At 74.5% G+C, this 26,291-nt stretch carries 23 protein-coding genes; 9 read left to right on the top strand and 14 right to left on the bottom strand.

All coding sequences use genetic code 11. From position 1 onward, the window contains the following. Window positions 1–102 precede the first annotated feature (102 nt). Complete coding sequence (locus ACF1BH_RS13235; protein WP_391642556.1) at window positions 103–1,458, top strand: hypothetical protein; 1,356 nt, start codon at window positions 103–105, stop codon at window positions 1,456–1,458. A 116-nt stretch (window positions 1,459–1,574) separates the two neighbouring features. Here ACF1BH_RS13235 and ACF1BH_RS13230 read toward each other — a convergent pair whose 3' ends face one another. Beyond that, window positions 1,575–2,105, bottom strand: a complete 531-nt coding sequence (locus ACF1BH_RS13230; protein WP_391642555.1) for a cell wall hydrolase — start codon at window positions 2,103–2,105, stop codon at window positions 1,575–1,577. Between the two features lie 95 nt (window positions 2,106–2,200). On the opposite strand from ACF1BH_RS13230, the gene ACF1BH_RS13225 reads away from it, so the two are divergent. After that, window positions 2,201–3,427: a S1 family peptidase gene (locus ACF1BH_RS13225; RefSeq protein WP_391642554.1), complete on the top strand. Its 1,227-nt coding sequence runs from the start codon at window positions 2,201–2,203 to the stop codon at window positions 3,425–3,427. 67 nt (window positions 3,428–3,494) lie between these two features. Here the strand turns inward: ACF1BH_RS13225 and ACF1BH_RS13220 are convergent, their stop codons facing one another. The 4 genes from ACF1BH_RS13220 to ACF1BH_RS13205 form a co-directional block, all read right to left on the bottom strand. Then, window positions 3,495–3,935 carry a hypothetical protein gene (locus ACF1BH_RS13220; protein ID WP_391642553.1) on the bottom strand — a complete coding sequence of 147 codons (441 nt, stop codon included), beginning with the start codon at window positions 3,933–3,935 and terminating at the stop codon, window positions 3,495–3,497. A 217-nt stretch (window positions 3,936–4,152) separates the two neighbouring features. Then, complete coding sequence (locus tag ACF1BH_RS13215) at window positions 4,153–5,442, bottom strand: hypothetical protein (RefSeq protein WP_391642552.1); 1,290 nt, start codon at window positions 5,440–5,442, stop codon at window positions 4,153–4,155. A gap of 52 nt (window positions 5,443–5,494) precedes the next feature. Next, window positions 5,495–5,743, bottom strand: a complete 249-nt coding sequence (locus ACF1BH_RS13210) for a hypothetical protein (protein WP_391642551.1) — start codon at window positions 5,741–5,743, stop codon at window positions 5,495–5,497. A 245-nt stretch (window positions 5,744–5,988) separates the two neighbouring features. After that, window positions 5,989–7,074 (bottom strand): hypothetical protein, encoded by a 1,086-nt coding sequence (locus tag ACF1BH_RS13205; protein ID WP_391642550.1) that lies wholly within the window; start codon window positions 7,072–7,074, stop codon window positions 5,989–5,991. Between the two features lie 202 nt (window positions 7,075–7,276). Between ACF1BH_RS13205 and ACF1BH_RS13200 the strand changes: the two genes are divergently transcribed. From ACF1BH_RS13200 to ACF1BH_RS13180, 5 genes are all read left to right on the top strand, one after another. Next, window positions 7,277–8,872: an ABC transporter substrate-binding protein gene (locus ACF1BH_RS13200; RefSeq protein WP_391642549.1), complete on the top strand. Its 1,596-nt coding sequence runs from the start codon at window positions 7,277–7,279 to the stop codon at window positions 8,870–8,872. 29 nt (window positions 8,873–8,901) lie between these two features. Then, window positions 8,902–9,867, top strand: coding sequence for an ABC transporter permease (locus tag ACF1BH_RS13195; RefSeq protein ID WP_391642665.1), 966 nt, complete (start codon window positions 8,902–8,904; stop codon window positions 9,865–9,867). Beyond that, complete coding sequence (locus ACF1BH_RS13190; RefSeq protein ID WP_391642548.1) at window positions 9,860–10,801, top strand: ABC transporter permease; 942 nt, start codon at window positions 9,860–9,862, stop codon at window positions 10,799–10,801. Before ACF1BH_RS13195 ends, ACF1BH_RS13190 begins: the two co-directional genes overlap by 8 nt. Window positions 10,802–10,869: 68 nt before the next feature. After that, window positions 10,870–11,922, top strand: a complete 1,053-nt coding sequence (locus ACF1BH_RS13185) for an oligopeptide/dipeptide ABC transporter ATP-binding protein (protein WP_391642664.1) — start codon at window positions 10,870–10,872, stop codon at window positions 11,920–11,922. Next, on the top strand, window positions 11,906–12,604 hold the full coding sequence (locus ACF1BH_RS13180) for an ABC transporter ATP-binding protein (RefSeq protein ID WP_391642663.1): 699 nt from the start codon (window positions 11,906–11,908) through the stop codon (window positions 12,602–12,604). The genes ACF1BH_RS13185 and ACF1BH_RS13180 overlap by 17 nt, the downstream gene beginning before the upstream one ends. A gap of 19 nt (window positions 12,605–12,623) precedes the next feature. On the opposite strand, the gene ACF1BH_RS13175 is transcribed toward ACF1BH_RS13180, so the two are convergent. The 3 genes from ACF1BH_RS13175 to lysX form a co-directional block, all read right to left on the bottom strand. Next, a complete protein-coding gene (locus ACF1BH_RS13175) occupies window positions 12,624–13,328 on the bottom strand; it encodes an alpha/beta fold hydrolase (protein WP_391642547.1) in 705 nt (234 codons plus the stop codon). 150 nt (window positions 13,329–13,478) lie between these two features. Next, window positions 13,479–14,279 carry an aminotransferase class IV gene (locus ACF1BH_RS13170; protein ID WP_391642546.1) on the bottom strand — a complete coding sequence of 267 codons (801 nt, stop codon included), beginning with the start codon at window positions 14,277–14,279 and terminating at the stop codon, window positions 13,479–13,481. A 104-nt stretch (window positions 14,280–14,383) separates the two neighbouring features. After that, window positions 14,384–17,698 (bottom strand): bifunctional lysylphosphatidylglycerol synthetase/lysine--tRNA ligase LysX, encoded by a 3,315-nt coding sequence (gene lysX / locus ACF1BH_RS13165; protein WP_391642545.1) that lies wholly within the window; start codon window positions 17,696–17,698, stop codon window positions 14,384–14,386. A gap of 399 nt (window positions 17,699–18,097) precedes the next feature. On the opposite strand from lysX, the gene ACF1BH_RS13160 reads away from it, so the two are divergent. Continuing rightward, window positions 18,098–18,292, top strand: a complete 195-nt coding sequence (locus tag ACF1BH_RS13160; protein WP_345087833.1) for a hypothetical protein — start codon at window positions 18,098–18,100, stop codon at window positions 18,290–18,292. A gap of 40 nt (window positions 18,293–18,332) precedes the next feature. Here the strand turns inward: ACF1BH_RS13160 and ACF1BH_RS13155 are convergent, their stop codons facing one another. From ACF1BH_RS13155 to ACF1BH_RS13140, 4 genes are all read right to left on the bottom strand, one after another. Further along, the gene (locus ACF1BH_RS13155) at window positions 18,333–19,559 is read right to left on the bottom strand and encodes a phosphodiester glycosidase family protein (RefSeq protein WP_391642544.1); all 1,227 of its coding nucleotides are present in this window, start codon (window positions 19,557–19,559) and stop codon (window positions 18,333–18,335) included. A 108-nt stretch (window positions 19,560–19,667) separates the two neighbouring features. Then, window positions 19,668–20,285, bottom strand: coding sequence for an N-acetylmuramoyl-L-alanine amidase (locus ACF1BH_RS13150; RefSeq protein ID WP_391642543.1), 618 nt, complete (start codon window positions 20,283–20,285; stop codon window positions 19,668–19,670). A gap of 267 nt (window positions 20,286–20,552) precedes the next feature. Then, window positions 20,553–21,983, bottom strand: coding sequence for a xylulokinase (gene xylB, locus ACF1BH_RS13145; protein ID WP_391642542.1), 1,431 nt, complete (start codon window positions 21,981–21,983; stop codon window positions 20,553–20,555). A 221-nt stretch (window positions 21,984–22,204) separates the two neighbouring features. Continuing rightward, a complete protein-coding gene (locus ACF1BH_RS13140; RefSeq protein ID WP_391642541.1) occupies window positions 22,205–23,170 on the bottom strand; it encodes an acetylxylan esterase in 966 nt (321 codons plus the stop codon). A 137-nt stretch (window positions 23,171–23,307) separates the two neighbouring features. Between ACF1BH_RS13140 and ACF1BH_RS13135 the strand changes: the two genes are divergently transcribed. Continuing rightward, complete coding sequence (locus tag ACF1BH_RS13135) at window positions 23,308–24,147, top strand: hypothetical protein (protein WP_391642540.1); 840 nt, start codon at window positions 23,308–23,310, stop codon at window positions 24,145–24,147. A 169-nt stretch (window positions 24,148–24,316) separates the two neighbouring features. On the opposite strand, the gene mmuM is transcribed toward ACF1BH_RS13135, so the two are convergent. Beyond that, entirely contained in the window at window positions 24,317–25,237 is a 921-nt protein-coding gene (gene mmuM / locus ACF1BH_RS13130; RefSeq protein WP_391642539.1) for a homocysteine S-methyltransferase, read from the bottom strand. Between the two features lie 91 nt (window positions 25,238–25,328). After that, complete coding sequence (locus ACF1BH_RS13125) at window positions 25,329–26,258, bottom strand: LysR family transcriptional regulator (protein ID WP_391642538.1); 930 nt, start codon at window positions 26,256–26,258, stop codon at window positions 25,329–25,331. Window positions 26,259–26,291: the final 33 nt, after the last annotated feature.

The raw sequence follows: 26,291 nt of genomic DNA, 5'->3' as shown, positions 1-26,291 counted from the left end.
AACACACCGGGCCGCTCCCCGCCCCGGCTCGCCGGGCCTCGGTGTCGCTTCCCGCCGTCGCGGCTGATGTCCTGAATACGCCGTTCGGGTAGCGTCGTGGGCATGAAGACCGTCAGCCACCGTGTGCTGCTCCTGCCCCTCCTGGCCCTGCTGGCCGCGTTGCTGGTGCCCGCCGTGGCACCGGCGTCCACCGCGCGGGCGGCGGGCGGGCTCGATGAGGCGTCCGCGGCCCTCCGCAAGGGCCCGGTGTACGTCGACCCGCGCGCCGCCTCCCAGCTGCCCCGCGACCGGGCCGACGCCCTCGCCAAGAAGATCGAGAACTCCGGTAAGCCGGTCTTCGTCGCGGTGCTGCCCCGCACCGCCGAGTACCGCCCCGACACCCTGCTGCGCGATCTGCGCACCAAGACCGGCATCAGCGGCGTCTACGCCGTGGAACTGGGCGACGGCTTCAACGCCGGCGCCGACACCCGGGTGATGTCCCGCGGTTCGGTGCAGAACCTCGTCGGCGCGGTGAAGCGCTCCGGGTACCCGTCCGTCGACGAGCGGCTGAACAGCTTCGTCGACACCGCGATCCAGCAGGCGAACGGCCACGCCCCGGCCGCCTGGGAGGGCGACGGCGGTGGGGGCCCGGGCACCGGCACCCTCGTCGGACTGGGCGTGCTGGCCGTCGTCGGCGGTGGCGGCGCCTACGCCCTCACCCGCCGCAACCGCCGCCGCCGCGCCGAGCAGGAGCGGGCCGCCCTGGAGGACCTGCGGGTCGTCGTCGACGAGGACATCACCGCGTTCGGTGAGGAGCTGGACCGGCTGGACTTCCGCCCCGGTGAGCCCGGCGCCGACGACGCGATGCGCGACGACTACAGCCGCGCGCTCGACGCGTACGAGACCGCCAAGACCGCGATGGCGTCGGCCGAGCGGCCGGACGATGTGCGGGCGGTGACCGAGGCGCTGGAGGACGGACGGTTCTCGCTCGCGACGCTGGCCGCCCGCCGCGCCGGAGCCCCGCTGCCCGAGCGGCGCCTGCCGTGCTTCTTCGACCCGCGGCACGGACCGTCCGTGGTCGATGTGGAGTGGGCCCCGGCGGGCGGCGCCGCGCGCACCGTCCCGGTCTGTGCCGCCGACAAGGCGCGCCTCGACGACGGCCGCGAGCCGCTGGCCCGCACGGTCCGCACCGCGGAGGGCGACCGCCCCTACTGGGACGCGGGCCCCGCCTACGCGCCCTGGGCCGGCGGCTACTTCGGCGGCGGGCTGCTGCCCGCACTGCTGGTGGGCACCGTGCTCGGCAATCTGATGACGGCCCCGCACGCCTACGGCGCGGACCTCGGCGGCACCGAAGGCGGCGAGTTCTCCGGCTCCGACTTCGACCCCGGCGACTTCAGCGGCGGCTTCGGGGACGGCGGTTTCGGCGACGGCGGGGGCTTCGGCGGCGGTGGCGGGGACGGCTTCGGCGGCGGGTTCTGACGCCGGGACACCGCGGGCGGCGGCCGGGGGGGAACCCGACGCCGCCCGCGCCCGGCGGGTGACCGGACGGTCCGCCCCGCAGCGGCCGCCGGCCGGAGGCCCGCCGCCGCCCGGCGTCAGCCCGTCCGCTCTCCGGACTGCGGCCCCGCGCCCGTCCGCACCACCCGCTTGAACCCCAGCCTCCGCGCATACCGCGCCCGGGCCGCGAACTCCGCGTAACACCACACCGCCGGGCGGCCGACCTCCTTGCACAGGTGCAGCACCCGGTCCGGGCCCAGATGCACCCCGACGTGCGCGCCGTACCCCTCCGGGCGCCCGGCCACCGGCCCGCCGTCGAAGAGCACCAGATCCAGCGGGCGGGCCACCGTGACGCGACGGGTGGCGACGGTGTCCGCCCACAGCTCCGACGAGCGCAGCGGCGGTGCGACCAGGCCGTGGTGGTACAGCACCGCGTACGCGTAGAGCTGGCAGTTGGCGCCCACAGGTGGACCGGGGGCGCCGTTCCCTTCCGGTGACGGCCCATCAGGTGACATCGCTCCCGGATGGCGGGCCGCCGAGTAGGCGATGTCGCGCAGGGCCGCGGGCAGCCCGCCGAACGGGTCGGGGCCGTACGGTCCGGGGCCGGAGTTCCGCGTGTCGGACGTCATCGGGGCATCATCCCGCGCCGATCGCGCCCGCGCCGACGGCCGCGCGGTCGCGGAGGCTCGACGGGCCGACGTATCCGACCCGCGAGGAGAGCTCCATGCACCGTCGCCACCGCACCGCCGCCGTCCGGGGCGCGGCCGCCGCCGTCGTCCTGGCCGCCGTCACCCCGCTCGCCGCGGCGCACGCCGCGCCGCCCCCCGACCCGAGCCCGCAGCCCACCAACCGCGCGATGCTCGACGCGATGCGGCGCGACCTGGGCCTCACACCGGAGGGGGCGCGGGCCCGGCTCGCGCAGGAGACGGAGGCGGCGCGCGCGGCGAAGGCGGTGCGCCAGGCGCTGGCCGGACGCGCCGCCGGAATGTGGTTCGACAAGAGGAGCGGCAAGCTCGTCGTCGCGGTGACCGGGGACGCGGACGCGCGGCTGGTGAAGGACGCCGGGGCCGTCGCGCAGCGTGTCACGCACAGCCGCGCCCAGCTCACCGGGTTGCTGGAGCAGATCGACGCCAAGGCGGGCAAGGGCGTGCCGGGCGTGACCGGTTGGGGCGTCGACGAGCGCGCCAACGCCCTCACCGTCCGGGTCGACACCCGCGCCAGGACCGCCGCCACCGACTCCTTCGTCGAGGAGGCCCAGCAGCTCGGCGCCCCCACCGGCATCGCGGTGCACGTCGTCCGTGCCGCCGACGCGCCGCGCCGGCAGGGCGGCACCGTCGTCGGCGGTGAGAAGTGGACGCCGGGCGAGGAGGGCATCTGCTCCATCGGCTTCTCGGTGACCGGCGGCGGCCGCCGGGGCTTCCTGACGGCGGGTCACTGCACCGAGACCGCGGACCAGCCCGCGTACGGCAAGGACGGCAGCCGGATGGGCACCTCCAACCGCGGCGGCACCCACAGCGTCGACGACCGCGAGGGCGACTTCGGGCTCGTCGACGTGGATCAGCCGACCTGGAAGCTGAGCCCCGACGTGGCCGGTCAGCGAGGCGCCCCGGTCGCGGTCACCGGAGCGCAGGAGGGCATCGTCGGCACCTCCGTGTGCCGCTCGGGCGAGGCGAGCGGCTGGCACTGCGGGGAGATCACCGCCGTCGACCAGACCGTGGACTACGACGGCGGTGTGATCGTCGACGGCCTGTCCTTCACCGACGCCTGCTCCGCCGCGGGCGACTCCGGCGGCTCGTACGTCACCCAGCCCGGCGACCCGAAGGCGGTCGGCATCCACTCCGGCGGCGGGACCGCGACCTGCAGCACCGGCGGCGACACCATGACGGTCTTCCAGCCGGTCGAGGAGGCGCTGACGAAGTGGCAGCTCACCCTGACGACCGCGGGCTCCTGAAACGGCCCTGCCGCGACGGCGGTCGGCGCCGGGGCCCCGGATCCGTACGGGCCGGGGCCCCGGGGCCTCAGCGGACCCGCACCGTCGCGACGGCGGAGGTCCGCCAGGGCTTGGGGTGCCGGTCGTGCGGTCCGGTCAGCCCGTACGCCACCGCACGGAACTCCACCGGGCCGCGCCGCGCGCTCTTCGGGTGCGCCACGGCCCGTGCCTCCGGGCCGCCCCGGTCGACGACGGCGCCGCAGGCCACCTGGTGCCAGGTCTGCCCGCGGCCGCGTTCCTGCAGGCACACCCGCAGGTAGGAGGCGGCGTCGTCATCCCCGTGCGCGGAGACCGTGAAGGTCTTGCCGACGGCCGCGGTGCGGGGCGCCGTCACCTCCACGGTGCCTTTGGCGTACGCGGGCACGGCGGTGAGCGCCAGCGAGGCCAGTCCCAGCGCGGCGGTCACGGCCACCTGCCGCCGGCTCGGTGTGTACGTCGTCGGTGTCCCGGTCTTCGTCGTCCTGATCATGGGCTTCCCTTCCCGTGGCGCCTCCTCCGGACGGCGGCCACGGAGCATCTCGTCGTGCACTCGTGGTGTGACGGTCGAACGGGAGCGGCCCGTGGGTGGCGTGTCCCGCACCCCTCCAGAGGGCCGGGGCACGCCGCGGGTTGCGTCCGATGTGGGCGGCATTACGGATTCCTGACCATGTGCCGCCCCGGGCATGGGGAGGACGGTACGGGCGCGGTCAGACCGGGACCGTCCCGGTACGCACCGGAAGACGGTCCTCCGCCCGCTGGAGCGCCCGGAACTCGTCGTACCAGACCGGGCTGGGGGCGGGCGTACCGTCGGCGGAGGGCCGGACGGTGAGGTTGGAGTAGACGCTGTTCAGCAGCCACGGCGTGGACGCCGGCCCGATGTCGTGGACCATCGCGGGCCCCTGCGCGAGGCCGTACGCGGCGACCGCGAGGCGACCGGTGGCGCGGAACCGCTGCACCTGGCGCGTCAGGAAGTGCCGGTGGGAGCCGAACCACGGGCTGTCGAGCAGCAGACGCTCCCAGTCCGCCCGCGGGAGCGGGTGCGCGGCGGCGTCCCGGAGCGCCTGCCAGACGGGGGTGCCCGCCGGAACGCCGCGGCTGCGGGCGAACGAGGCGGGCACCCGGTCCTTCAAATGCTGCTTCCAGAGCCGCACCAGGGAGAACTCGGTGGCCAGGAAGCGCTGGTCGGGGCGTATCCGGGGCAGGACGTACGTCAGGTACGCCTCGGTGTCCTCGAACGCGGCGACATGGGGGTGGAGGTCGACGCCCTCGATCTCGTGGGTGTCGTGGACGAAGGCCAGCCAGCGGGCATGCGCGGCGTCGTGGGTGGCCGGGTCCTCCAGATGGTTGAGGGCGCCCATGTAGAGGCGGGTGCGGCAGCCGTCGGGGAAGCGCTGTTCGCGCCGCTCGACGATGTGCCGCGCGAGCGCCTCGTAGAAGGCGTTGAAGCGGCCGCGGCGCTGGTCGTCGGCGCGGGTTTCGAGGAACGGTTCGTTGCCGATGCCGAGGATGTCCACCGTGCCGAGCGTCGCGTCGAGGACCTGGTCGACGCGGTTCAGCTCGGTGTCCATGGCGGCGCTGCCGGGGGCGGGCAGCGGACGCCCGGTGAAGGGGAACTTCAACGACAGCACCGTGCCCCGCCCGGCGTGGCTCGCGGCCAGCAGGGCGGCGATGCCCCGCTGCCGGTCGGCATGACCGTCCTCGACCTCGGGCATCGGCACGAAACCGCGGACCCAGCCGGCCCGGACGTCCCTCAGCCGCTCGGGAGTGGTGCCGCGCGGATCCTCGTTGAAGTTCGCGGCGAGGACCCCGGAGGGGGCGTGACCGGGGGCCGAGGACGCGGAGCCCGTGCCGCCGTTCCCCGCCGCGCCGTCACCGCGCGTGGCACATCCGGCGGCCAGCAGCGCCCCGGCGGCGGACATGCTCCACAGGACCCGCCTGCGCGTCGGTGCCCCGCCCTGCCCGTCCCGCTCGTGCGCCACGTCCGCCACGCCCTTCATCCCTTCATCCTCTCGCCCGGTCGCGATCTCCCGTGCGCTCCAGGGAGTGTCTTCACACGGCCTTGAGTGGCGGATCCCGGACGTCGTGCCCGAACTCGGCCAGCGCCGTGGCTGCCGCGGCCACCGTAGCGGCGACCTGCTGACCGACCGGGCCGAACGCCGAGGTGGTCCAGCCGGTGCGCAGCCGGCCCCCACCGCGGGTGTGGCCTGCGGCGGGCAGCGCCACGGCGTAGGGGGCGCTGCCGTCGGGCCCTTCCATGAGGGAGAGCGCCAAGCGCAGGTCGCGCACACTGCGGGCCATGGGCCGCGCGTGCCACCAACGGCGCGGTGCGGCGGGAAAGTGGCCGGTCATCGGCACCCTGCCCCCCGGGGGTGCGCCGCGGGTGCTCCGCGAACACGAAGAGCAGCAGGCCGCCACCACGGCGAGCAGGTGGCGCACCGAAGCTGTCGGCACCCCGTCGGGGCACCTACGGCTTCGGGGCATGCCCTCCTCCGTGGGAGCGTGCCGCCGAGCGGCTGGGCGCCCCGGCAGTCCATGACGGCGCATCACCCGGCCGTGATCCGCCGCTCAAGGCCATGTGAAGCCCCTCCCTGGGGGCGTTCGGCCCGCGGGACGGTGCGGCGAACGGAGCGGGCCACGCCCTGCGGCCGGACGCGGAACACCCCGCCGCACTCCTCCGGCCGCCGCAGCCCGTGCTCGCACCGCCACCGGATCTGCGTGACGAGATCCACCTGGACGTGCTGGGTGCCGGGACCGTTGTCCGGCCCGCCCTCGGTGACCAGCGGCGCGGTGTTGAGCCGGGTGTGGTGCACCGTGCCGTCGTCGGTGGTGAACTGCGCCGCCAGGTCCCAGGTGCAGTACGTACCGGGCGGGGCGACGCCCAGCACGCTCAAGGTCTGCGGGGGAGCCGCGCCGCCGAGCGGAATGGTGTGGTGGGCGAAGTACGGCTCGCCCCAGTGCGGATCCTCGGCGTCGGTGATGAACCCGTTCGGCGCGCCGGCGGGTTGCGCCAGCTCGTACGCCAGTCCCTTGATCGGTGAATCCCCCTGGGCGGGGGTGTGGATCTCGGCGACCATCGCGGATTTCCGGCAGCGGATGTGTGTCGCGTCGATGCCGGTGACGGTGATCATCGAGCTGCTGTCGCTGACCAGGTCGACGTAGGAGACCTGCCCGCTGCCCGGCGCGGTGTCCCGCGCGCCGAGGCTGAACCCGGTGGCCGCCACGGCGTCCCGCAGGACGTCGGCGTCGTACTCGCCGCGGTGGACGCCGTCGATCTGGCGCGGGGTGAGCGGTGTCCGGGAGAAGGCGGAGTACGGCGGTCCGTAGGCGGTGCGGGGGAGGGGGCGGAACGCGGCGTGGAGGTAGCCCTTCTCCGCGTCGAGGGCGCTCTGCGCGGCGTCCCCGATCCGCGCCTCCGTCCCGGCGGTGAAGTAGGACCGCGCCAGCCCCAGCCCCACCAGGAACGCCGCGGTCAGCAGCGCGACGGCGTAGGTCGCCAGCCGCTTCCCGCGGCTCAGCCCGGCCGACTCCGGGTGGACGGTGTCGGCGACGAACCGCCCGCCGGTCCGGACCCACCGCCAGGCTCGCGCGCCCCGCCCCTGCCCCGTCCCACCGTCCGGTTCGTCGCTCACGGTCGCCCCCGTCCCGTAGGGGCAGCAGTCTGCCACCGGGATCCGCGCACCGGAACGGCTGCCGCAGGGCGTCCGGGGGCCGCGGCGGACCGCCGTCCGGAACCGGCCGGTACCGGAACCGACCCGCTTCGCGGGCGCCCCTTTACGTACGCTTTAATTGCGTTGACCATGCAATAGCGATCCCTATGCAGAGGAGATGAGGATGACGGCCCGGTTTCCACGGGGAGCCGCCGCGGTGACGCTGGCGGCCGGCCTCGCGCTGAGCGCGACGGCCTGTTCCACACCGGAGGACGGCAAGGCCGCCACCGGACGTACGGACTCCGCGGTGGTCGGCATCGCGTACGAACCGGACACGCTCAGCCCGCTCCTCGGCTACGGCAAGGACGGCAACTCCAAGATCTTCGACGGGCTGCTCACCCACGACGCCGGGATGCACCTCAAGCCCGCCCTCGCCACCACGCTGCCCAAGGTCACCGACGGCGGCCGGACCTACACCTTCGACCTCCGCCGGGGCGTGACCTTCAGCGACGGCAAGCCCTTCAGCGCCGACGACGTCGTCTTCACCTACTCCACCATCCTCGACACCAAGACCAACAACGCCTCCAAGGCGGAGCTGGACGCCCTCAAGGGTGTCGAGAAGAAGGACGACCACACCGTCGTCTTCCACCTCAAGTACCCCTACGCGCCGTTCGCCGAGCGCACCGTCCTGCCCATCGCCCCGCAGCACATCGCGGGCAAGCAGGACATCAACCACGGCTCGTTCACCACCAAGCCGATAGGCACCGGCCCCTACGTCCTCACCCACTGGTCCAAGGGCGAGAAACTCACCTTCAAGGCCAACCCGCACTACTGGGGCGGTGCGCCGAAGGTGAAGAACTTCACCATGGCGATCATCAAGGACGACGACATCCGCGCCACCCGGCTGCGCTCCGGCGACCTCGACGGCGCCATCCTGCCGCCGGAGCTCGCCGCCACCTTCAAGGGCGACAAGCACCGCACCACCGTCACCGCCACCACCTTCGACTACCGCAACGTCACGCTCCCCAGCGGCAACCCGGTCACCGGCGCCAAGGCCGTCCGCCGCGCCCTCGACCTCGCCGTCGACCGTGAGGCCATGGTCAAGGGCATCCTCAACGGCGCCGGGAAGCCCGCCTACGGACCGGTGCCCACCGACAGCCCCTGGTTCGCGAAGGGCACCGAGCGCCCGCACGACCTGAAGAAGGCCGAGCGCATCCTCGACGACGCGGGCTGGAAGAAGGGCCCGGACGGCATCCGCACCAAGGGCCACCAGCGCGCCTCCTTCACCCTCTGGTACCTCTCCGGCGACAAGCTCCGCCAGGAACACGCCCTCGCCTTCGCCTCCGACGCCAAGAAGGCCGGTATCGAGGCCAAGGTCGAATCCGGCACCTGGGAGGCGATCGAGCCGCGGATGGCCAAGGACGCGGTCCTCGCCGGCGGCGGCAGCCCCGCCGACCCCGACTTCGACCAGTACCTGCTGCTGCACTCCTCGCTCGCCGGGGACGGCTTCAACAACATGTCGCGCTACGCCGACAAGACCGTCGACGCCAAGCTCACCGAGGCCCGCCGCACCGACGACCAGTCCGCCCGCAAGGCCGCCTACGACGCCGTCCAGCGCCGCCTCGTCGACAACCCCGCCTACACCTTCCTCACCCACGTCGACCACGTCTATGTGATCGCCGACCGCTGGAAGGGCCTGACCACCCAGACCGAACCGCACGACCACGGCCTGGCCTCCGGCCCCTGGTGGAACGTCGAGGACTGGCAGCCCGCCACGTGAGGCACCGCACCTTCCTGCCCTGGGCGGCGATGGCACGGATGACCGGCCGGCGGGCGCTGCTCGCCGTGCCGGTCCTCCTCGCCGTCACCTTCGGAGTCTTCGCCGTCGCCGCGGCGTCGCCCTTCGACCCGGTCCGCGCCTACGCGGGCGACGCCGGGCTCACCGCCTCACAGGCCAACCTCGATCAGCTGCGCCACAACCTCGGCGTCGACCAGCCGCTGATCGGCCGCTGGTGGCACTGGCTCACCGCCGCGCTCACCGGCGACCTCGGCGACTCCGCCACGCTCCGCGCACCCGTCACCCAGGTCATCGGCGAACGCCTGGGCTGGTCGGTCCTGCTCTGCGCGCTCGCCTTCGTCCTCGCCGTCGTCGTCGGTACCGCCCTCGGTGTGGCCGCCGCCCGCCGCCGCGGCGGACTCCTCGACCGCGCCGTCACCTCCCTCGCCTACACCCTGGAAGCCGCACCGCCGTTCTGGCTCGGCCTCCTCGCCGTCTGGCTGTTCGCCCTGAAGCTGGGCGTCCTCCCGGCCGGCGGCCTCACCGACACCGGCACCGACCTCGCCACCCCCGGCCAGATCGCCCGCCACGTGACGCTGCCCGCCCTGGTCCTCGCCGTCTCCCAGCTCCCGTGGTTCGTGCTGTACGTACGGCAGGGCGTCGGCGACGCGCTGGAGGAGGACCCGGTACGCGGCGCCCGCGCCCGTGGCCTGCGGGAACGCACCGTGTTGCTGCACCACGCACTCCGCTCCGGACTGCTGCCGGTCCTCACGCTCATCGGCTCCCGGGTGCCGGAACTGATCACCGGCGCGCTGCTGGTCGAGACGGTCTTCAGCTGGCCGGGCATCGCCGCCGCCACCGTCGAGGCGGCGACCGCCGTGGACTTCCCGCTGCTCGCCGCCCTCACCGTCCTCGCCACCGCCGCCGTCCTCGCCGGCAATCTCCTCTCCGACCTGCTGTACGGTCTCGCCGATCCGAGGGTGGGCTTCGATGGCTGATGTGCACACCACCGCCCCCGGACCGGGTGCGGAACCCGGACCCGGCGCCGCCGCGGCGGCCGCACCGGCCGTGACCTGGCACCGCCGCCCCGGCACCGGCCGCCGGCGGCGCACCCGCACCGTGCGGGTGTGGGCCAGCGCCGTCCTCGTCGCCGCCGTGGTCCTCGCCGTCCTCGTCGTCCCGCTGCTGTTCCCGCTGGACAACCAGTCCGTCGACCTGGCCCGGAAGCTCCACGCCCCCTCCCTGGCCCACCCCTTCGGCACCGACGAGGTCGGCCGCGATCTGCTGCTGCGCTGCGTCTACGGCCTGCGGGTCTCGCTGCTGGTGGGTGTCGTCGCCGCGCTGGTCGCCGTCGGACTGGGCACCGCCGTCGGCGCGCTCGCCGGGGCGCTCGGCGGCTGGGCGGACCGCGCCGTGATGCGGCTCGTCGACCTCTTCTCGTCCGTGCCCCATCTGCTGCTGGGCATCTTCATCGTGGCGATGTTCCGGCCCGGCGTCTGGCCGGTGATCCTCTCCGTGGCGCTGACCCACTGGCTGTCCACGGCCCGGATCGTCCGCGCCGAGGTGCTCTCGCTGCGCTCCCGCCCCCATATCGACGCGGCGATCTCCGGCGGCGCCTCCCGGTGGCGGGTGGCCGTGCGGCATCTGCTGCCCGGCGTGCTGCCGCAGGCCGGACTCGCCGCCGTGCTGATGGTGCCGCACGCCATCTGGCACGAGTCCGCACTCTCCTTCCTGGGGCTGGGCCTGCCGGCGCACGAGGCGAGCCTCGGCATCATGGTCAACGCCGCCCGTGGCTCGCTGCTGGCGGGCGCCTGGTGGCCGACGCTCTTCCCCGGTCTCTTCCTCATCGTGCCGACCCTCGCCCTCGCCGGGCTGGCCGGCGCCTGGCGGGAGCGGATCAACCCCCGCCGCCGATCGGAGCTGATGCTGTGACCGCGTCCCGCACCGCCGCACCACCCGCCCCCGTTCTCTCGGTGCGCGATCTGTCGGTCCGCTTCCGGATGCGCGGCGGCCACCACGTCCACGCCGTCTCCGGCGCCTCCTTCGACCTGGCGCCGGGCAGCTGCCTCGCCCTGGTCGGCGAGAGCGGCTGCGGCAAGTCGGTCCTCGCCTCCGCGCTGCTCGGTCTGCTGCCGGGCAACGCCGAGACATCCGGCGCGGCCCACCTGACCGCCGCCGACGGCGCACCCGCCGTGGAACTGCTCACCGCCGACGAACAGCAGCTGGCCCGCACCGTCCGCGGCCGCCGCATCGGCCTCGTCCCGCAGAGCCCCGCCGCCCACCTCACACCCGTCCGCACCATCCGCGCCCAACTGGAGGAGACGGTGCGGGAACTGGGCGCCGGGCGGGCCGGACCGGAGCCGGCAGGAGCGGTGAGCGGCGCGTCCGCCGGACGGCGGCCCGGGCGGCGCGCGGCGCGGGAGGCACTGCGCGCGGCGGCGGAGCAGGCCGCGGCGCGCGCCGCGTTCCCCCTCGACCACCTGGACCGCTACCCGCACCAGCTCTCCGGCGGTCTCGCGCAGCGCGCGGCGAGCGCCCTCGCCCTGGTCGGCGACGCCCGGCTGCTGCTCGCCGACGAACCCACCACCGGCCTCGACCGGGACCTCGTCGACCGCACCGTCGACGCGCTCCGGGCCCACGCCGACGACGGCCGGGCGCTGCTGATGATCACCCACGATCTGGCGGCCGCCGAGCGGATCGCCGACCACGTCGCCGTCATGTACGCGGGACGGATCGTCGAACACGCCGACGCCGCCACCTTCTTCGGCGCCCCCGGCCCCCGCCACCCCTACGCCCGCGGCCTGCTGGACGCGCTGCCCGGCCGCGCCTTCGCCCCCATACCCGGGCTGCCACCCGAGCTGGGCGCCCTCCCGGACGGCTGCGCCTTCGCCGCCCGCTGCGCCCGCGCGGATGCCCGGTGCGCCGTCCGCCCGGAACCGTCCGGCGGCGTCGCCTGCCACCATCCGCACCCCGGCCCGCCCCCGGCCGACGCCCCCGAGAAGTCCGAGGAGAAGTCCGAGGAGAAGGGTGACCGCCGTGCTCGAACTGCGTGAGATCACCGCCGGATACGAGCGGCGGCGCCCGGTCGTGTCCGGTGTCTCCCTGACCGTCGCGGCCGGCGAGTCGGTCGGGCTGCTCGGCCCGAGCGGCTGCGGCAAGTCGACCCTGGCACGGGTCGCGGCGCTGCTCCACCGGCCGGACGCCGGGACGGTGACCGTGGACGGCGTGGCGGCCCCGGGCTGGCGCCACCGCGCGCCCCGCGCCCTGCGCACCTCCTTCGGTGTCGTCTTCCAGCAGCCCCGGCTCTCCGCCGACCCCCGGCTGCGGCTCGCCGACCTCATCGCCGAACCGCTGCGCGCCACCGGCCGCCGCACGGAGGCGCCCGCCGCCGTCGCAGAGCTGGCCCCCGCCGTCGGCCTCACCGCCGATCTCCTCACCCGCCGCCCGCACGAGGTCAGCGACGGGCAGCTGCAACGCGCCTGCCTCGCCCGCGCGCTGGTGCTGGAGCCGCGCTGGCTGATCTGCGACGAGATGACCGCGATGCTGGATGCGTCCACCACCGCGGCACTGGTTGCCGTCGTCGAGGCGTACCGCGCCCGTACCGGAGCCGGTCTTCTCGCCGTCGGCCACGACCGCACGCTCCTGGAGCGCTGGTGCGACCGGACGGTGCGGTGGTCCGACCTGGCGGAGACGGAGCGGGCCACCGCACCGGGGGAGGGGCCCGAAGCGGCGTGAGACCGCCGGGCCCGGTCCGCTACCCCCGGCCCTCCGCCGCGGCGATCAATATGCCGGTCAGCTCCTCCGGCCGGGAGACCATCGGCCAGTGCCCCGTGTCGAGATCGACGCGGCGCCAGGTGTCGTGCGTCAGCAGATCGGCCACCGTGGTGTCCGGCTCCGGGCCGTCGAGCAGGCACTTGACGTAGGTGGCCGGCAGGGCGCCGAGCGGGCGCGTCAGCTGCGCGGGCTCGGACAACGAGGCGCCCGGATGCGGCGTGGCGCCCGCCACAAGGCGTGCGATCTGCGCATCGGAGAGCCCCTGGCCGGCAAGGTCCGCGGCGGTCGGCGGCGCCCACCAGCCGTCGTTCGCGGCGAGCACCGAGGCCAGCCGCTCCGGCCCCTCCCACCAGCCGGAGACGAACGACTCGCCGTCGACCGGCACCTCGGAGTCGACGAAGACCACCCGGGACAGCCGCCCACCGATCCGCTCGGCCGCCTGACCCACCGGTATGCCCGAGTAGCTGTGCCCGACCAGCACCACGTCGTGCAGATCCCGCCGGGTGATCTCGTCGACGATGTCCTGCACATGGGTCTGCTGCCCGGCCGGGACGCCCCCCTTCTCCGCGACGCCGCTCAACGTCAGCGGATGGGCACCGTGCCCCGCCGCGCCCAGCAGCCGTGCCACATCGCCCCACACCCAGGCCCCGAGCCAGGCCCCCGCCACCATCACGAATTCCGTCATGCGGGCAACGTAACCGAGGGGTCTGACAACGCCCGCCCGCCGAAGGCCCGCAGCCGTTCGACGACGGCCCGGACGGCGGGCCCGGCTACCCCCGGACCCGGCCCCGCATACCGTCGTCACCGCAGCTCGGCGCCGGTGGCGCCGCAGCTCTCACGGCGCCACCGGCGGCTCCGCCTCGTGCGCACGGTGCAGCAGTGCCACGAAGTCCGGGGCCTCGGGCAGGACTTCGCCGCCGATGCGGTGGACGGCGACGGCGGGGGCCCGGGAGTTGAGGACCACCGCCCCGCGGGCCCACCCGGCGAGGCCGCCGGCCCGGACCTCGGCGTCGCGCTGGGGCACACCGAGCTTCCCCAACTGCCGCTTGACGATGCCCTGCATGACGCCGTCCAGTACCTCGGCGACCGGCCACACCACCGCCGTACCGTCCCAGAAGGCGAGGTTCCAGACCGTGCCCTCGCTCAGCCGCCCCTCCCGGTCGACGAAGGCCGCGTCGTCGAAGCCTTCCGCCACCGCCTGCCGCAGGAAGAACCGCTTCGCGGGCTCCCCGACATGCTTGACGGCCGGCTGGAACCGCTCGTGCACCACCGCCGCCAACGCCAGCGGACCCGACGGCGGGAGCCCGGCGGACGCCGTACGGATCAACACCTCGGGCTCACCCGCACCGGCCGCGAACGGATCGCCCGGCGCATGGACCAGCACCCGCAGCGACACATCGGCGGGGCTCACCGCCAGCGCCGCCCGCAGGTGGGCGCGGATCTCGTCGTCCGGGGTGGCCTTCCCGAACAGTTCCCGCGAGGCGTTGCGCAGCCGCGCCAGATGGAGGTCGAGTCCGCGGATCAGACCGCCGCGTACCTGCATGGCGGTGAAATGGGAGGGGCTGCCGAACGCGACCGCCGCCAGCTCCCCGGCCGTCGCGTCCCGGCCGTTGCGGTGCACCACATGAGTCGTCATGTGCGGCCAACGCCCCATCCGGTGCCGTGGTTCCCGTACGGAGGCCGGAAACGCGCCGCGCGCCCCTCCGGAGGAGAGGCGCGCGGCATACGGAGGCGGACCGCTCAGCGGCGCCGGACCAGCGGGAACGGCAGCGTCTCGCGGATCGACAGACCGGTGAGGAACATGACCAGCCGGTCCACGCCGATGCCCAGACCGCCGGTGGGCGGCATCGCGTACTCCAGCGCCTGGAGGAAGTCCTCGTCCAGCTCCATCGCCTCCACGTCACCACCCGCCGCCAGCAGCGACTGGGCGGTCAGCCGCCGCCGCTGCTCGACCGGGTCGGTCAGCTCGGAGTAGGCGGTGCCCAGCTCCGTGCCGAACGCGACGAGGTCCCAGCGCTCGGCCAGCCGCGGGTCCTTGCGGTGCTGCCGGGTCAGCGGCGAGACCTCCGTCGGGAAGTCCTTGTAGAACGTCGGCAGCGTCGTGCGCTCCTCGACCAGCCGCTCGTACATCTCCAGCACGACGTCGCCGCGGCTCATCTCCGGCTTCACCGGCACCGACGACGCGTCGCACAGCCGCCGCAGCACCCGTGCGTCGGTGTCCGCGTCGACCTCCTCGCCCAGCGCCTCGGAGATCGCGCCGTAGACGGTCTTGACCGGCCACGCCCCGGAGATGTCGTGCTCGACCAGCCGCCCGTTCGCATCCGCCTTACGGGCGGTCGCGGTGCCGAACGCGGCGACCGCGGCGCCCTGGATCAGCTCCCGGGTCAGATCGAGCATCACGTCGTAGTCGGCGAACGCCTGGTACGCCTCCAACATCGTGAACTCGGGGTTGTGCTTGTACGAGATGCCCTCGTTGCGGAAGGTCCGTCCCATCTCGAAGACCTTCTCCATACCGCCCACGCACAGCCGCTTGAGGTACAGCTCGGGCGCGATACGGAGGTACAGGTCGAGGTTGTAGGCGTTGATGTGGGTGTGGAACGGGCGGGCGTTGGCGCCGCCGTGGATCTGCTGGAGCATCGGCGTCTCGACCTCCAGGTAACCCCGGTCGATCAGCCCCTGCCGCAGCGCCTGCACCGCCGTGCTGCGGGCCCGTACGGTCTCCCGGGCGTCCTGCGAGACCACCAGGTCGACATAGCGGTGGCGGACCTTCGCCTCCGGGTCGGTCAGACCGCGGCGCTTGTCGGGCAGCGGCCGCAGGCACTTCGCGGTCAGTCGCCATTCGGTGACGAAGACGGTCAGCTCACCGCGGTCACTGGCGCCGACCTCGCCCTCCGCCTCGATGTGGTCGCCGAGGTCGATGTCGGAGCCGAAGCGCTCCAGCAGCTCCTTGCCGGTGGTGTCGCGGGTCAGCGCGATCTGGAGGTCACCGGACCAGTCCCGCAGCACGGCGAAGAGCACACCGCCGTGGTCGCGGGTGAGCAGCACCCGGCCGGCGATCCGCACCGTCTCCCCGGTGTGCGCCCCGGCCTCCAGCTCCGGGTGTGCGGTGCGGACCTCGCCGAGCGTGTGCGTACGCCGCACCCCGACCGGGTACGGGTCGGTGCCCTCGGCGCGCAGCCGCTCCAGCTTCAGATGGCGGGTGCGCACCTGCTCCGGCAGCGCGGCCAGCTCCCGTTCCCGCTGCTCCTCGGCGGTCGGCGCCTCGCTGACCAGGCCCAGCTCCTCCAGCGAGGGCAGTCCGGCGGTGCTCGCCGGGGCCTGCAGCTTCTTCTTGTGGCCCTTGCCCCACAGCTTGCCGAGGCTGGGTACGGCGACGAAGCCCTCGGCGATGCCGGAGGCGAGGCCGATCCGGGCCAGCGCACCGGTGTCGGCGTAGCAGAGGAACCGCGGGTACCACTCGGGGGCGTACTTCGCGTTGGAGCGGTAGAGCGCCTCCAGCTGCCACCACTTGGAGAAGAAGAGCAGCAGCCGGCGCCAGAACTTCAGCACCGGACCGGCGCCGATCCGCGCGCCTTCCTCGAAGGCGGAGCGGAACACCGCGAAGTTCAGCGAGATGCGGTGCACCCCGAACTGCCCGGCCTGGGCGCAGAGCTGCGCGACCATGAACTCCATGACGCCGTTGGGCGCGCTGCGGTCGCGCCGCATCACGTCCAGCGAGATGCCGTCGTCGCCCCAGGGCACGAACGACAGCAGCGCGATCATCCGGCCGTCGCCGTCGAACGCCTCGGCCAGCAGGCAGTCGCCGTCCTCGGGGTCGCCGAGGCGGTCCAGCGCCATCGAGAAGCCGCGCTCGGTCTCGGTGTCGCGCCAGGCGTCGGCGCGGTCGATGACCTCGCGCATCTCGGCGTCGGTGAGCGCCGAATGACGCCTTATCCGGCAGGTGGCGCCGGTGCGCTGGACGCGGTTGACGGCCTGCCGGGTGACCCGCATGTCGCGGCCGTCCAGCTCGAAGTCCTTGACGTGCAGGATCGCCTCGTCGCCGAGTTGCAGGGCGCCCAGACCGCAGCGGGCGAACGCCTTCGCGCCCTCCTCGCTGGCGCCCATCACGGCCGGCTGCCAGCCGTAGCGTCCGGCGACCTCCAGCCACGCCTCGATGGCCTGGGTCCACGCCTCGCGGTCGCCGACCGGGTCACCGCTGGCCAGGCAGACGCCCGCCTCGACGCGGTAGGTGACGGCCGCCTTGCCGCTGGGGGAGAAGACGACGGCCTTGTCGCGGCGGGTGGCGAAGTAGCCCAGCGAGTCGTCGCCGCCGTAGCGGGCCAGCAGCGCCCGGATACGGGGCTCCTCGTCGCCGTGGAGCGCCGCCTCCAGACGCTGTGAGCGGAAGAGTGTGGCGGCGGCGTTGAGCAGCGCGAGCGCGCCGAAGAGACCGAGCAGGAAGATGATCCAGTGCGGCGGGTGGCCCTCGACGAGCCGACCGCCGACCAGCCCGCCGCAGACGCGGTTGGCCGCCCACAGCAGCCGGTTGCCGGCGCCGTGCTCCAGCGAGCCGGGGAACAGCGTCACCAGGCCCCAGCCGAGCAGCACCGCGGCCACCAGCCCGGCCACCAGCACGCCCGCGGCGCGGGCGAAGGCGCCGCGCCGGGTGATGGCGTAGAACTCGCGGTGCGAGACGACGAGCAGGACGAGGATGGCGGTGCACACCGCCAGCGAGACGGCGAACTCCCAGTACCCGGCGGAGAGGAACAGCGCGTCGGCGAGGGCGACCAGCAGCATGTAGGCGACGACGAACCACAGCGCCACCCGTTTACGGGCGGCCATCGCCGCGCCGAGCAGGAACAGGAAGACGGCGTACGCGAAGTTCGGTGCCACCGGGATGGTAAGGGTGTCCAGCCAGTAGATCGCCGGGTGGAGCCCGCGCCGCAGCGGTCCGAAGAGCGCCGTGACGGCGCAGAAGAGGCCCAGCACACCGAAGGCGATGGCGAAGCCGTTGGGGACGCGGCGCCGGAAGCGCAGCCACCCCGTGAGTTGATCCTGGTCCTGCACGGTGCTCATTCCGTCACATTAAGCATGGAAAGGGGATATTCGGCTGATACGGGAGTGCACGGTCGCCGCGCACGGCGGGCCGCCTGCCCCGCGGGTCGTCGTGGGGCGCGCGGGGTGCGCGGTCGGATCATGGCGGTACTTCCGTCGGCCGGGGGTGTGCGCCGACGCGGATGGCGCCGGGCGTATCCGTCGCTAAGACGGCTGCGGCGGAGGCCCCGTTGCCCGCGGGAAAAGTGATCCGCGACACACGAATGCCGGGAACTCCGGGGTGCGTCCGGGGGTGCGGGCGGCGTGACCCGCAGTGATCACCCGGATGGGGCACCGTATCGCGGGTGGGGATTTGCCTGAAATGCGCCAAACTTGCCACTCCTAGCCGTCCGATCGGGCGGCCGTCGCGGAGGTGCACCCATGGCTCTGACGATCTCGGTCGTCCTGTTGCTGCTCATTCTGACAGCGATCTTCCTGCGCAGTGGAAAGCTCAAGCTCTCGCACGCCATCGTCTGCGCACTGCTCGGCTTCTACCTGGCGAGCAGCAACATCGCCCCGGACCTGCGGCACAGCCTCTCCGGCGCCGCCGACGTGATCAGCAGCGTCCGCCCGTAACCGGCCCCGGCGGCGGGCCGCGCACCGGCCGGGCGCGGTGTCATCCGCCCGTGAACACCCCGAGCGCGTTCGGCACCGGGCGCTCCGCACCGCCCGACGGATGGTTGCGCACCACGACCTGCCCGCCGTGCGGTGCGCGGGTCACCAGGGTCGAGGAGCCGCCGCCGTCCAGATCCACGCCGTCGCGCGCACCGAGCCCGCGCAGGAGCGTGGCCAGCTCGGCGAGGGTGAGCCCCGGCTCGCCCGGCGTGCCGTCCAGTGCCAGCAGATACAGCGTGCGGCCGCCGTCCCCGATCCCGGCGCCGGTCCGCACGGCCGGCGTGCCGGGATCGGTGCCCGGTACGGTCCGCCCGTCCCGCAGCACCGCGAACCCGCCGACCGCACACCGCAGCGGCGCACCGTCCCGGCCGGTCAGGCGGTGGCCGATGCGCACCGGATCGCCCGGCCGCAGCGCCGCCAGCCGCCGCGCGCCCTCCTCGCGGCCCAGCAGCACCTCGGTGCCGGGCGGCACTCCGGCGCCGGGCCGGTCGGCGACCGCGGCGACCCGGCCGTGGGCCACGGCCACCTCCCGTACGCGCGTGGCGCAGGGTGCCGCCCGGTCCGTGTCCGTGCCGCAGACGGCGCGCGCCCGCGCGGCCGGGCCCCAGCGGGGGGTGTACGCGCCGATGCCGTCCACCGGGAGCGCGTACTGGTTGAGCCCGGAGAGCGGCAGCGTGCCGTGGCCGCTCACCGCGGCGCCGTGCAGGGTGAGCCGGTCGAGCCGCGCCCGCCGGTCGTAGCCGATGCCGAGGACGTCCTCGGGGCTCGCGCCGGGCGGTGGCGCGGGGCCGAAGCGCTGGCCGGCGGGGACCGCGGCCTTCAGCCCGAGTCCGGCGGCGACGGCCGGGCCGGACGGGGCGCCGGTCGCCGGGACGCCGGGGTGCTGGGTCTCGATGAAGTGGAAGAAGTCGCCGTTGACCGCGGCGGTCGCCCCGCGCGCCGCGGCCAGTGCGGAGACCGGCGCCCGCGCGCCGACCGCGCCGGGGTACAGCAGGTCCACCGAGACGCGCGGTGCCCGCAGATCCACCGTCAGCAGGTGGCCGTGGGCGGTGCCGCGCTCCACGGCCACCTGGAACGTCGTATAGGTGACGCCGGGCGCCTGCCGGACGAAGGGCGCGGTGGTCAAGGTGGCGGCGGCGCTCGCCGGAGGGCTGCCGACCGCGGCCGGCAGGCTCCAGACGGCCAGCGCCGCCAGTGCGGTGTGCACCGCGCCCCATCGACGTCGCACGGTCCCTCCCGAGGTCGCACCGATCCTCGCGGATTCCGGCGTCGTCGCCGTGGCGCGGGGATGTCGGCGCGGCGGACATCTCGGGAACGCCGCCCGGGTGGCGGACCGTCAGGCGCGGCCCTTGACCAGCTCCATGTAGCGCGACCAGTCCCAGTACTGGCCCGGGTCGGTGTGGTCGGTGCCGGGGACCTCGACGTGACCGATGATGTGCTTGCGGTCCTTGGGGATGTTGTAGCGGTCGCAGATGGCCGCGGTCAGGGCGGCGGACTGCCGGTAGAGGGCGTCGGTGAACCACTTCGGGTCGTCGACCCAGCCCTCGTGCTCGATGCCGATGCTGCGGGTGTTGTAGTCCCAGTTGCCCGCGTGCCAGGCGACGTTCTTCTCACTGACGCACTGGGCGAGATAGCCGTCGGAGGAACGGACGACGTAGTGGGCGGCCGCCTTGTGGTTCGGGTCCTGGAAGAGCTTGAGGGTGTCGGCGAAGGTCTCCTGCGTCACATGGATGACGACCATCTCGACCGGATACTCCGTCGGACGGTTGGCCTCCGTGAAGTTGGCGGGGTCGGCGGCGGCCCAGTGCACGGGCGGATAGGCGGCCGCCCGGGGGCGGGCGGTGCGGGGGCGGGCGGCGGCGCTGCCGGCCGGGACCAGCGCGGCGGCCGCGGCGAGCGCGGCGGCGCCGGTGAGCAGGCGGCGGCGGGGCAGGGAGGTGCGGTCGGACTCCATGCGTACTCCTGACGAGGCCGAGGGGGGACGCGTACATGACACGTGTGGCCGGTGTGTTCATGATGCGCAGCCGTCCCCCGGATGCCAAGGGTCCTCGGATGGTGCCAATGGGCGAACCAAAGACGGAACTCGCAGGTCATACAGGAGAGTTGGCGGTGACACGCCGTCACTCGGATGCCGTAGCGATCGCCGTGCCGGCCGGGCGCGTCGCCCGGCCCGGCCCGGCGAGCGGCGGTGACGCGCCCGGAACGGCCCCGGAAGCGTCCCTCACCGCCGCAGCAGCGCGTCCCCGTCGGCCAGGGTGGCCGTCAGCCGTTCCCAAGTGGCGGTGTCCCGTTCGAGCGGTGCGTACGCGGTGCCGCGGGCGGTGCCCCAGCGCCGCGCCACCGCCGCCGGGTCCTCGCCCAGCAGCAACCCCGCGGCCTGCGCCGCGGCTCCCAGGGCGACCAGCTCACGGGCCTCGGGCACCTCCACCGGACGCCCCGACAGCCGTCGCACCGTCTCCCGCCAGGCCCGGCCCCGCGCACCGCCACCGATCAGCAGCAGCGGCGCATCGGCCGCCGACTCGGCGTCCAGCACCTGGTCCACCGCCTTGAGCAGCGCGAACACCGCGCCGTCGTAGGCAGCCTGCAGCACCTGACCGGGCGTCGTGTCGTGCCGCAGCCCGTGCAGCAGACCCGAGGCACCCGGCAGATTCGGGGTGCGCTCCCCGTCGAGGAACGGCAGCAACACCGCCTCGCCGCCCGGTTCGACCGCCTCCCGGTCACGGCCCAGCAGCGCGGCGATCCGGTCGACGGCCAGGGTGCAGTTGAGCGTGCAGGCCAGTGGCAGCCAGTCGCCGCGCGCGTCCGCGAAACCGGCGACCGTCCCGGACGGATCGGCCGGCCGCCGCCGTGAGACCGCGTAGACCGTGCCGGACGTCCCCAGGCTCAGCACCGGCCGGCCGGGCCGCAGCCCGAGCCCCAGCGCCGCCGCCATGTTGTCGCCGGTGCCCGCCGCCACCAACGCCCCGCGCGGCAGCGGCAGCTCATCGGTCCGTACCGTACCCGCGGCCTCCCCGGGCCGGGCGACGCGCGGCAGCGCGGCCGGGTCCAGCCCGATGTGGTCGAGGATCCCGGCGTCGTACGCCTCGGTGGCCGAGGCCCACCAGCCGGTGCCGGACACGTCGCCCCGGTCGGTGACCGCCTCACCGGACAGCCGCTCGGTGAGGTAGTCGTGCGGCAGCCGGACCGCGGCGGTGGCGGCGGCCGCGGCCGGTTCGTGCTCGCGCAGCCACGCCCACTTGGCGACGGTGAACGCCGCGCCCGGCACACTGCCGACCCGCTCGGCCCACGCGGCGGCCCCGCCCCGCTCCGCCACCAGCCGCTCCGCCTGCGGCGCGGACCGTACGTCGTTCCACAACAGCGCGGGCCGCACCGGCGCGCCCGCCGCGTCCAGCGTGACCAACCCGTGCTGCTGCCCGGCCACCGACACCGCGCCCGCCTGCCGCGCCGCGTCCCCGCACTGCCCCAGCGCCTCGGCGAGCGACGCCCACCAGTGCCCCGGATCGCTCTCCTTGCCCGCGCCGCCGCCGACGGCGTGCGGGGCCCGGCCGCGGGCGACGACCGTGCCGGACGCCGCGTCCACCACCAGCACCTTGGTGGACTGCGTCGAACTGTCCACACCGACGACGAGCGGTCCCGCTGCCTGTGCGCCCATCGCGCTCTCTCCCTCCGCCCGGCCGAGACCGGGCCGTTCGACCACCCCGTGCCCGGGGTGCTCCCCGGTGCGTGCCGCATGCTAGGGGGTGTCTTCCCGATCTCCGTGGGGCCGTGACGCCCGGCACCGCGACCTGATCGTCGAAGAGTGAAATGACACCCCCTGGGGGGGGGTGTCCGGGGAGCGGCGCCCCGGGCGTGTGGCCCGAGGCGCCCGGTGGCTCAGCCGAACAGCGCGCGGACGAACCGGAGCTGCTCGGTCCGCTGATGCCCGCCGCCGCCCTCGTGCCCGTTGAACCGCCACACCTGCTGCTCCTTGGGGCCCGCGTAGTGGTGGTACGCGGCGAAGCCGGTGGACGGCGGGGTGATCGGGTCGTGCAGCGCGGTGTCGAAGAGCGCGGGAGCCTGTGCGCGGACCGCGAAGTTCAGCCCGTCCACGTGGTCGAGGGTGGCCAGCGCCCGGTCGATGTGCAGCCGCTCGCCCGCGAAGTACCGGACCAGTTCGCCGTAGGGCTCCTCCTTGGTGATCTCCAGCGCCCGCCGGATGTCCGTCAGGAACGGGACGTCGATCAGCGCCCCGGCGACCGCCGGCACCAGGCCCGCCACCGCCAGCGCACACGCCCCGCCCTGACTGCGCCCGGCCACCACGATCCGCGCCGGATCCACCGCCGGATGGGCACCCGCCGCCTCCACCGCGCGGACCGCGTCCGCGTACAGCCGCCGGTAGTAGTACGTGTCCGGGTCGAGCAGACCCTGCGTCATCTTCCCCGGCACCCCGGGGTGGGCCGCGCCGACCGGATCGGGGGTGTCGCCCGGCCGGTTGGGGCCGCTCTGCCCGCGCGCGTCCATCACCAGCGTCGCCAGCCCGGCGCACGGCCACATCAGCCAGTCGTGGGGGTGGGCGCGCCCGCCGCCGTAGCCGAGGTACTGCACCACGCACGGCAGCGGCTCGGCGGCGCCGCGCGGGACGAGGAACCAGCCGCGGACACGGTGCCCGCCGAACCCGGCGAACTCCACGTCATAGGTGTCCAGGAGGGTCAGCCCGGCGTCGGTGGCGGTGAACCGCGGGTCGAGGTCGTGGGTGCGGGTCTCCGTCAGGGTCCGCTGCCAGAAGGCGTCGAAGCCGGGCGGTTCGGGCAGCGACGGGCGGTAGCGGCGCAGTTCGTCCAGGGGCAGGTCGATGAACACGTCAAACCTCCGGGCCGTAGGGTGGAGCGGTGGCTGCGGACCAACCCGTGCCCAGCTGCCGGTTAATTCAGACGTCGTTCGTCCCAGCTCTGTCACCGAGTTTCCCAAGACCCCGTAAAGAAGCGATTATCTCTGTCATGAGCTTTCCTCCGCCTCCGCCGCCCCCGCCGAACCAGCCTCCGAACGACGGTCAGGGCGGCTTCGGTCCGCCGCCCGGCGGCTACGGTGCCGGGGGCCCGGTGCCGGGTGGGTACGGGCAGGGCGGGTTCCCGCCGCCGGGAGGGCAGCCGGCCGGTCCGCCGCCCGGTGGCTTCGGCCCGGTCGGCCCAGGCTACGGCCCGGCGGGTCCGGGCGGTCCCGGCGCTCCCGGGGGCTGGCAGTCGCCGCCCCCGCCGCCGTCCGGCGGCGGCAACGGCAAGATCATCGCGGCGATCATCGGCGGCGGGGTGCTGGTGCTCGCCGTCGTCTTCGGCGTCATCGCGATGAGTGGCGGCGGCGACGACGACAAGAAGAACCGCGCCACTCCGTCCCGCAGCACCGACGTCTCGCCGAGCGCCACGCCGGACGACGGGCCCACCACCGCCACGGACTTCCCGTCCGACCCCGCGAGCGCCTCGCCGTCGGAGAGCACCATCCCGTTCTTCAAGCTGGAGGTCGGCGACTGCTACGACCTTCCGGCGGACGGCAGCGGCAACAACGACGCGGCGTCCTGCGACGACGCGCACGACGCCGAGGTCGTGAGCATCCACCAGCTGCGCTCCGGCTTCACGTCCAGCTCCGACATCAAGGACGAGGCCGCGAAGATCTGCAAGAGCGATCTGGAGAGCAAGGCCGCCCGCCAGCCCTCCGGCACCGCCGAGGGGACCTACGTGCAGTTCCCCAACCTCAAGGGCTACAACCTCGGCATCAAGAGCGTCAGCTGCAGCCTGATGGGCAACCGCTCCGGCACGAAGAAGCTGCACGCCCCGCTCTCCTGAGCGGTCACGGGTGCGCTGTCCGCCGCGGGCCGGGCGGCGCACCCGGATCGGCCGCGTACGGCCGAAACCTGCCGCTCCGGGGGCCCGGGCGGGCAGCTTCCCCCACGGATCGCCCGGCGGCGCACCGCGTGCACGCCGGGCCGGGCGGCCCTCGTGCAGGCCGGGCCCCTCACCCCCGCAACTGCGCCGCCAACGCGGCGATCTGCTCGGGGCCCACCCGGCAGCAGCCACCGATCAGCCGGGCCCCCGCCGCCGCCCAGCCGGTCACCTGCTCCGCACGGAACTCCGGCGCGCCGCACCACGTCCGGGCCCCGGCGTCCCAGCTCTCCCCGCTGTTCGGATAGACCACCACCGGCTTGCCGGTCACCCGCGCCGCCACCTCGACGGCGCGGTCCGCGTCCGCGGGCGCACAGCAGTTGACGCCCACCGCGACGATCTCGTCCGCATCCGCCGCCACCGCGAACGCCTCCTCCAGCGGCTGCCCCGCCCGGGTGCACGCCCCCGCCACGCTGTACGAGAGCCACGCCGGGACGTCCAGGCCGCGCACCGCCCGCACCAGGGCCCGGGCCTCGTCGGCGTCCGGCACCGTCTCCAGGGCCAGCACGTCCGGACCGGCCGCCGCCAGGACCTCCAGCCGGGGCCGGTGGAAACGCGCCAGCTCGGCCACGGTCAGTCCGTAGCGGCCCCGGTACTCCGAACCGTCCGCCAGCATCGCGCCGTACGGTCCGGCGGACGCGGCGACGTACAGCGGCCCGGCGACGCCGCCCGCCCGCGCCCGCCCGGCCGCCTCCCGGGCCAGCGCCACGGAGCGGCCGAGCAGCGCCCTGGTCTCGGCGGCGCCGATCCCGCGCCGGGCGAACCCCTCGAACGTCGCCTGATAGCTGGCGGTGATGGCCACCTGCGCGCCCGCCGCGTAATACGCACGGTGCGCCTCGATCGCCGCCTCGGGTTCCTCGGCGAGCAGCCGCGCCGACCAGAGTGCATCGCCGAGATCATGACCTGCGGCCTCCAACTGGTTGGACAGCCCGCCGTCGAGGACCACCGGCCCCGCGGCGAGAGCATCGGCGAACGGCGCGGACGTGCGGACCATCGGTAACCTCTCCAGGAGAACGGCGAAGGGGGACGGGCGTCACCCGGGCCCGTCCGTCCGGATCGTAACGCCGCCCGGTGACAGTGAGCCGTCACCCGGCGCCCGGATCCGGTGCGACCCTGGTCAGCGCCGTGTGCAGCCGCTCCAGCAGGCTCCGGACGGCCGGCCTCGGAGAACCGTCCGACCGCCAGGCCAACGCGACCCGGCCCCGCAGTGGCGGTCCGGTCAGCTCACGTGTCCACAGCCCGGCCTCCGCCGCGACCGCCGTCGGCAGCGCGGGCACCACGGCCACCCCGAGGCCCCGTGCGGCGAGCTGGGTGACCAGCCCCGGGGACGCCGCCTCGAAGGCGATGTCCGGCCGGAACCCGGCGCGCGTACAGGCGCGTTCGAGCACCGCGCGCAGGCCGGTGCCGCGCGGCAGCCCGATCAGCCGCCGCCCCTCCAGCGCAGCGAGCGGCAGCGCCCCACCGGCGGCACGCTCGAAGACCGGGTCACCGGGCGCGGCGGCCGCCACCAGCGGCTCGTCCACCACGAGCCGGAACGACACCCCGGGCGGTGGCTCCTCCTCGGTCAACCCGACTGCGGCGAGGTCCAGTTCGCCGCTGCGGAGCGCGGCGAGCATCCGTTCCGAGGTGTCCTCGGTCAGCGCGATCTCCACGCCCGGATGCCGTTCGTGGAAGCCGGCCAGTACGGAGACCACGTCGAAGGAGTGCCCCGCGGCGCCGGAGATCAGCCCCAGGCGGACCCGGCCCCGCAGCAACCCGGCGAACTCGTCGGCCGTCTGCCGTACACCGTCGACGGCCGCCAACGCGGCCCGCGCGTACGGGAGCACCGCCTCGCCGGTCTCCGTCAGCGTCACCCGCCGCCCCGAACGGTCCAGCAGCGGCTGTCCCAACTCCCGCTCCAGCTGCCGGATCTGCGCGCTCACCCCGGGCTGGGCGACGTGCAGCCGGGCGGCGGCACGGGTGAAGTTGGCCTCCTCCGCCACGGCCACCAGATAGCGCAGCTGCCGAAGCTCCATAACCACGGATTCTAGTGATCACAACAATCCGTT

This window comes from Streptomyces sp. NPDC014733 (genome assembly GCF_043083385.1).
In the GTDB taxonomy this organism is placed as follows: domain Bacteria; phylum Actinomycetota; class Actinomycetes; order Streptomycetales; family Streptomycetaceae; genus Streptomyces.
This window is presented reverse-complemented; position numbering and strand designations above follow the sequence as displayed.

Excerpts from the sequence above, each read along its gene's own strand:
- ACF1BH_RS13235 (WP_391642556.1), top strand. The coding sequence starts at position 103 with ATGAAGACCGTCAGCCACCGTGTGCTGCTCCTGCCCCTCCTGGCCCTG.
- ACF1BH_RS13230 (WP_391642555.1), bottom strand. The coding sequence starts at position 2,105 with ATGACGTCCGACACGCGGAACTCCGGCCCCGGACCGTACGGCCCCGAC.
- ACF1BH_RS13225 (WP_391642554.1), top strand. The coding sequence starts at position 2,201 with ATGCACCGTCGCCACCGCACCGCCGCCGTCCGGGGCGCGGCCGCCGCC.
- ACF1BH_RS13220 (WP_391642553.1), bottom strand. The coding sequence starts at position 3,935 with ATGATCAGGACGACGAAGACCGGGACACCGACGACGTACACACCGAGC.
- ACF1BH_RS13215 (WP_391642552.1), bottom strand. The coding sequence starts at position 5,442 with ATGAAGGGCGTGGCGGACGTGGCGCACGAGCGGGACGGGCAGGGCGGG.
- ACF1BH_RS13210 (WP_391642551.1), bottom strand. The coding sequence starts at position 5,743 with ATGGCCCGCAGTGTGCGCGACCTGCGCTTGGCGCTCTCCCTCATGGAA.
- ACF1BH_RS13200 (WP_391642549.1), top strand. The coding sequence starts at position 7,277 with ATGACGGCCCGGTTTCCACGGGGAGCCGCCGCGGTGACGCTGGCGGCC.
- ACF1BH_RS13195 (WP_391642665.1), top strand. The coding sequence starts at position 8,902 with ATGGCACGGATGACCGGCCGGCGGGCGCTGCTCGCCGTGCCGGTCCTC.
- ACF1BH_RS13190 (WP_391642548.1), top strand. The coding sequence starts at position 9,860 with ATGGCTGATGTGCACACCACCGCCCCCGGACCGGGTGCGGAACCCGGA.
- ACF1BH_RS13185 (WP_391642664.1), top strand. The coding sequence starts at position 10,870 with ATGCGCGGCGGCCACCACGTCCACGCCGTCTCCGGCGCCTCCTTCGAC.
- ACF1BH_RS13175 (WP_391642547.1), bottom strand. The coding sequence starts at position 13,328 with ATGACGGAATTCGTGATGGTGGCGGGGGCCTGGCTCGGGGCCTGGGTG.
- ACF1BH_RS13170 (WP_391642546.1), bottom strand. The coding sequence starts at position 14,279 with ATGACGACTCATGTGGTGCACCGCAACGGCCGGGACGCGACGGCCGGG.
- lysX (WP_391642545.1), bottom strand. The coding sequence starts at position 17,698 with ATGAGCACCGTGCAGGACCAGGATCAACTCACGGGGTGGCTGCGCTTC.
- ACF1BH_RS13160 (WP_345087833.1), top strand. The coding sequence starts at position 18,098 with ATGGCTCTGACGATCTCGGTCGTCCTGTTGCTGCTCATTCTGACAGCG.
- ACF1BH_RS13150 (WP_391642543.1), bottom strand. The coding sequence starts at position 20,285 with ATGGAGTCCGACCGCACCTCCCTGCCCCGCCGCCGCCTGCTCACCGGC.
- xylB (WP_391642542.1), bottom strand. The coding sequence starts at position 21,983 with ATGGGCGCACAGGCAGCGGGACCGCTCGTCGTCGGTGTGGACAGTTCG.
- ACF1BH_RS13135 (WP_391642540.1), top strand. The coding sequence starts at position 23,308 with ATGAGCTTTCCTCCGCCTCCGCCGCCCCCGCCGAACCAGCCTCCGAAC.
- mmuM (WP_391642539.1), bottom strand. The coding sequence starts at position 25,237 with ATGGTCCGCACGTCCGCGCCGTTCGCCGATGCTCTCGCCGCGGGGCCG.
- ACF1BH_RS13125 (WP_391642538.1), bottom strand. The coding sequence starts at position 26,258 with ATGGAGCTTCGGCAGCTGCGCTATCTGGTGGCCGTGGCGGAGGAGGCC.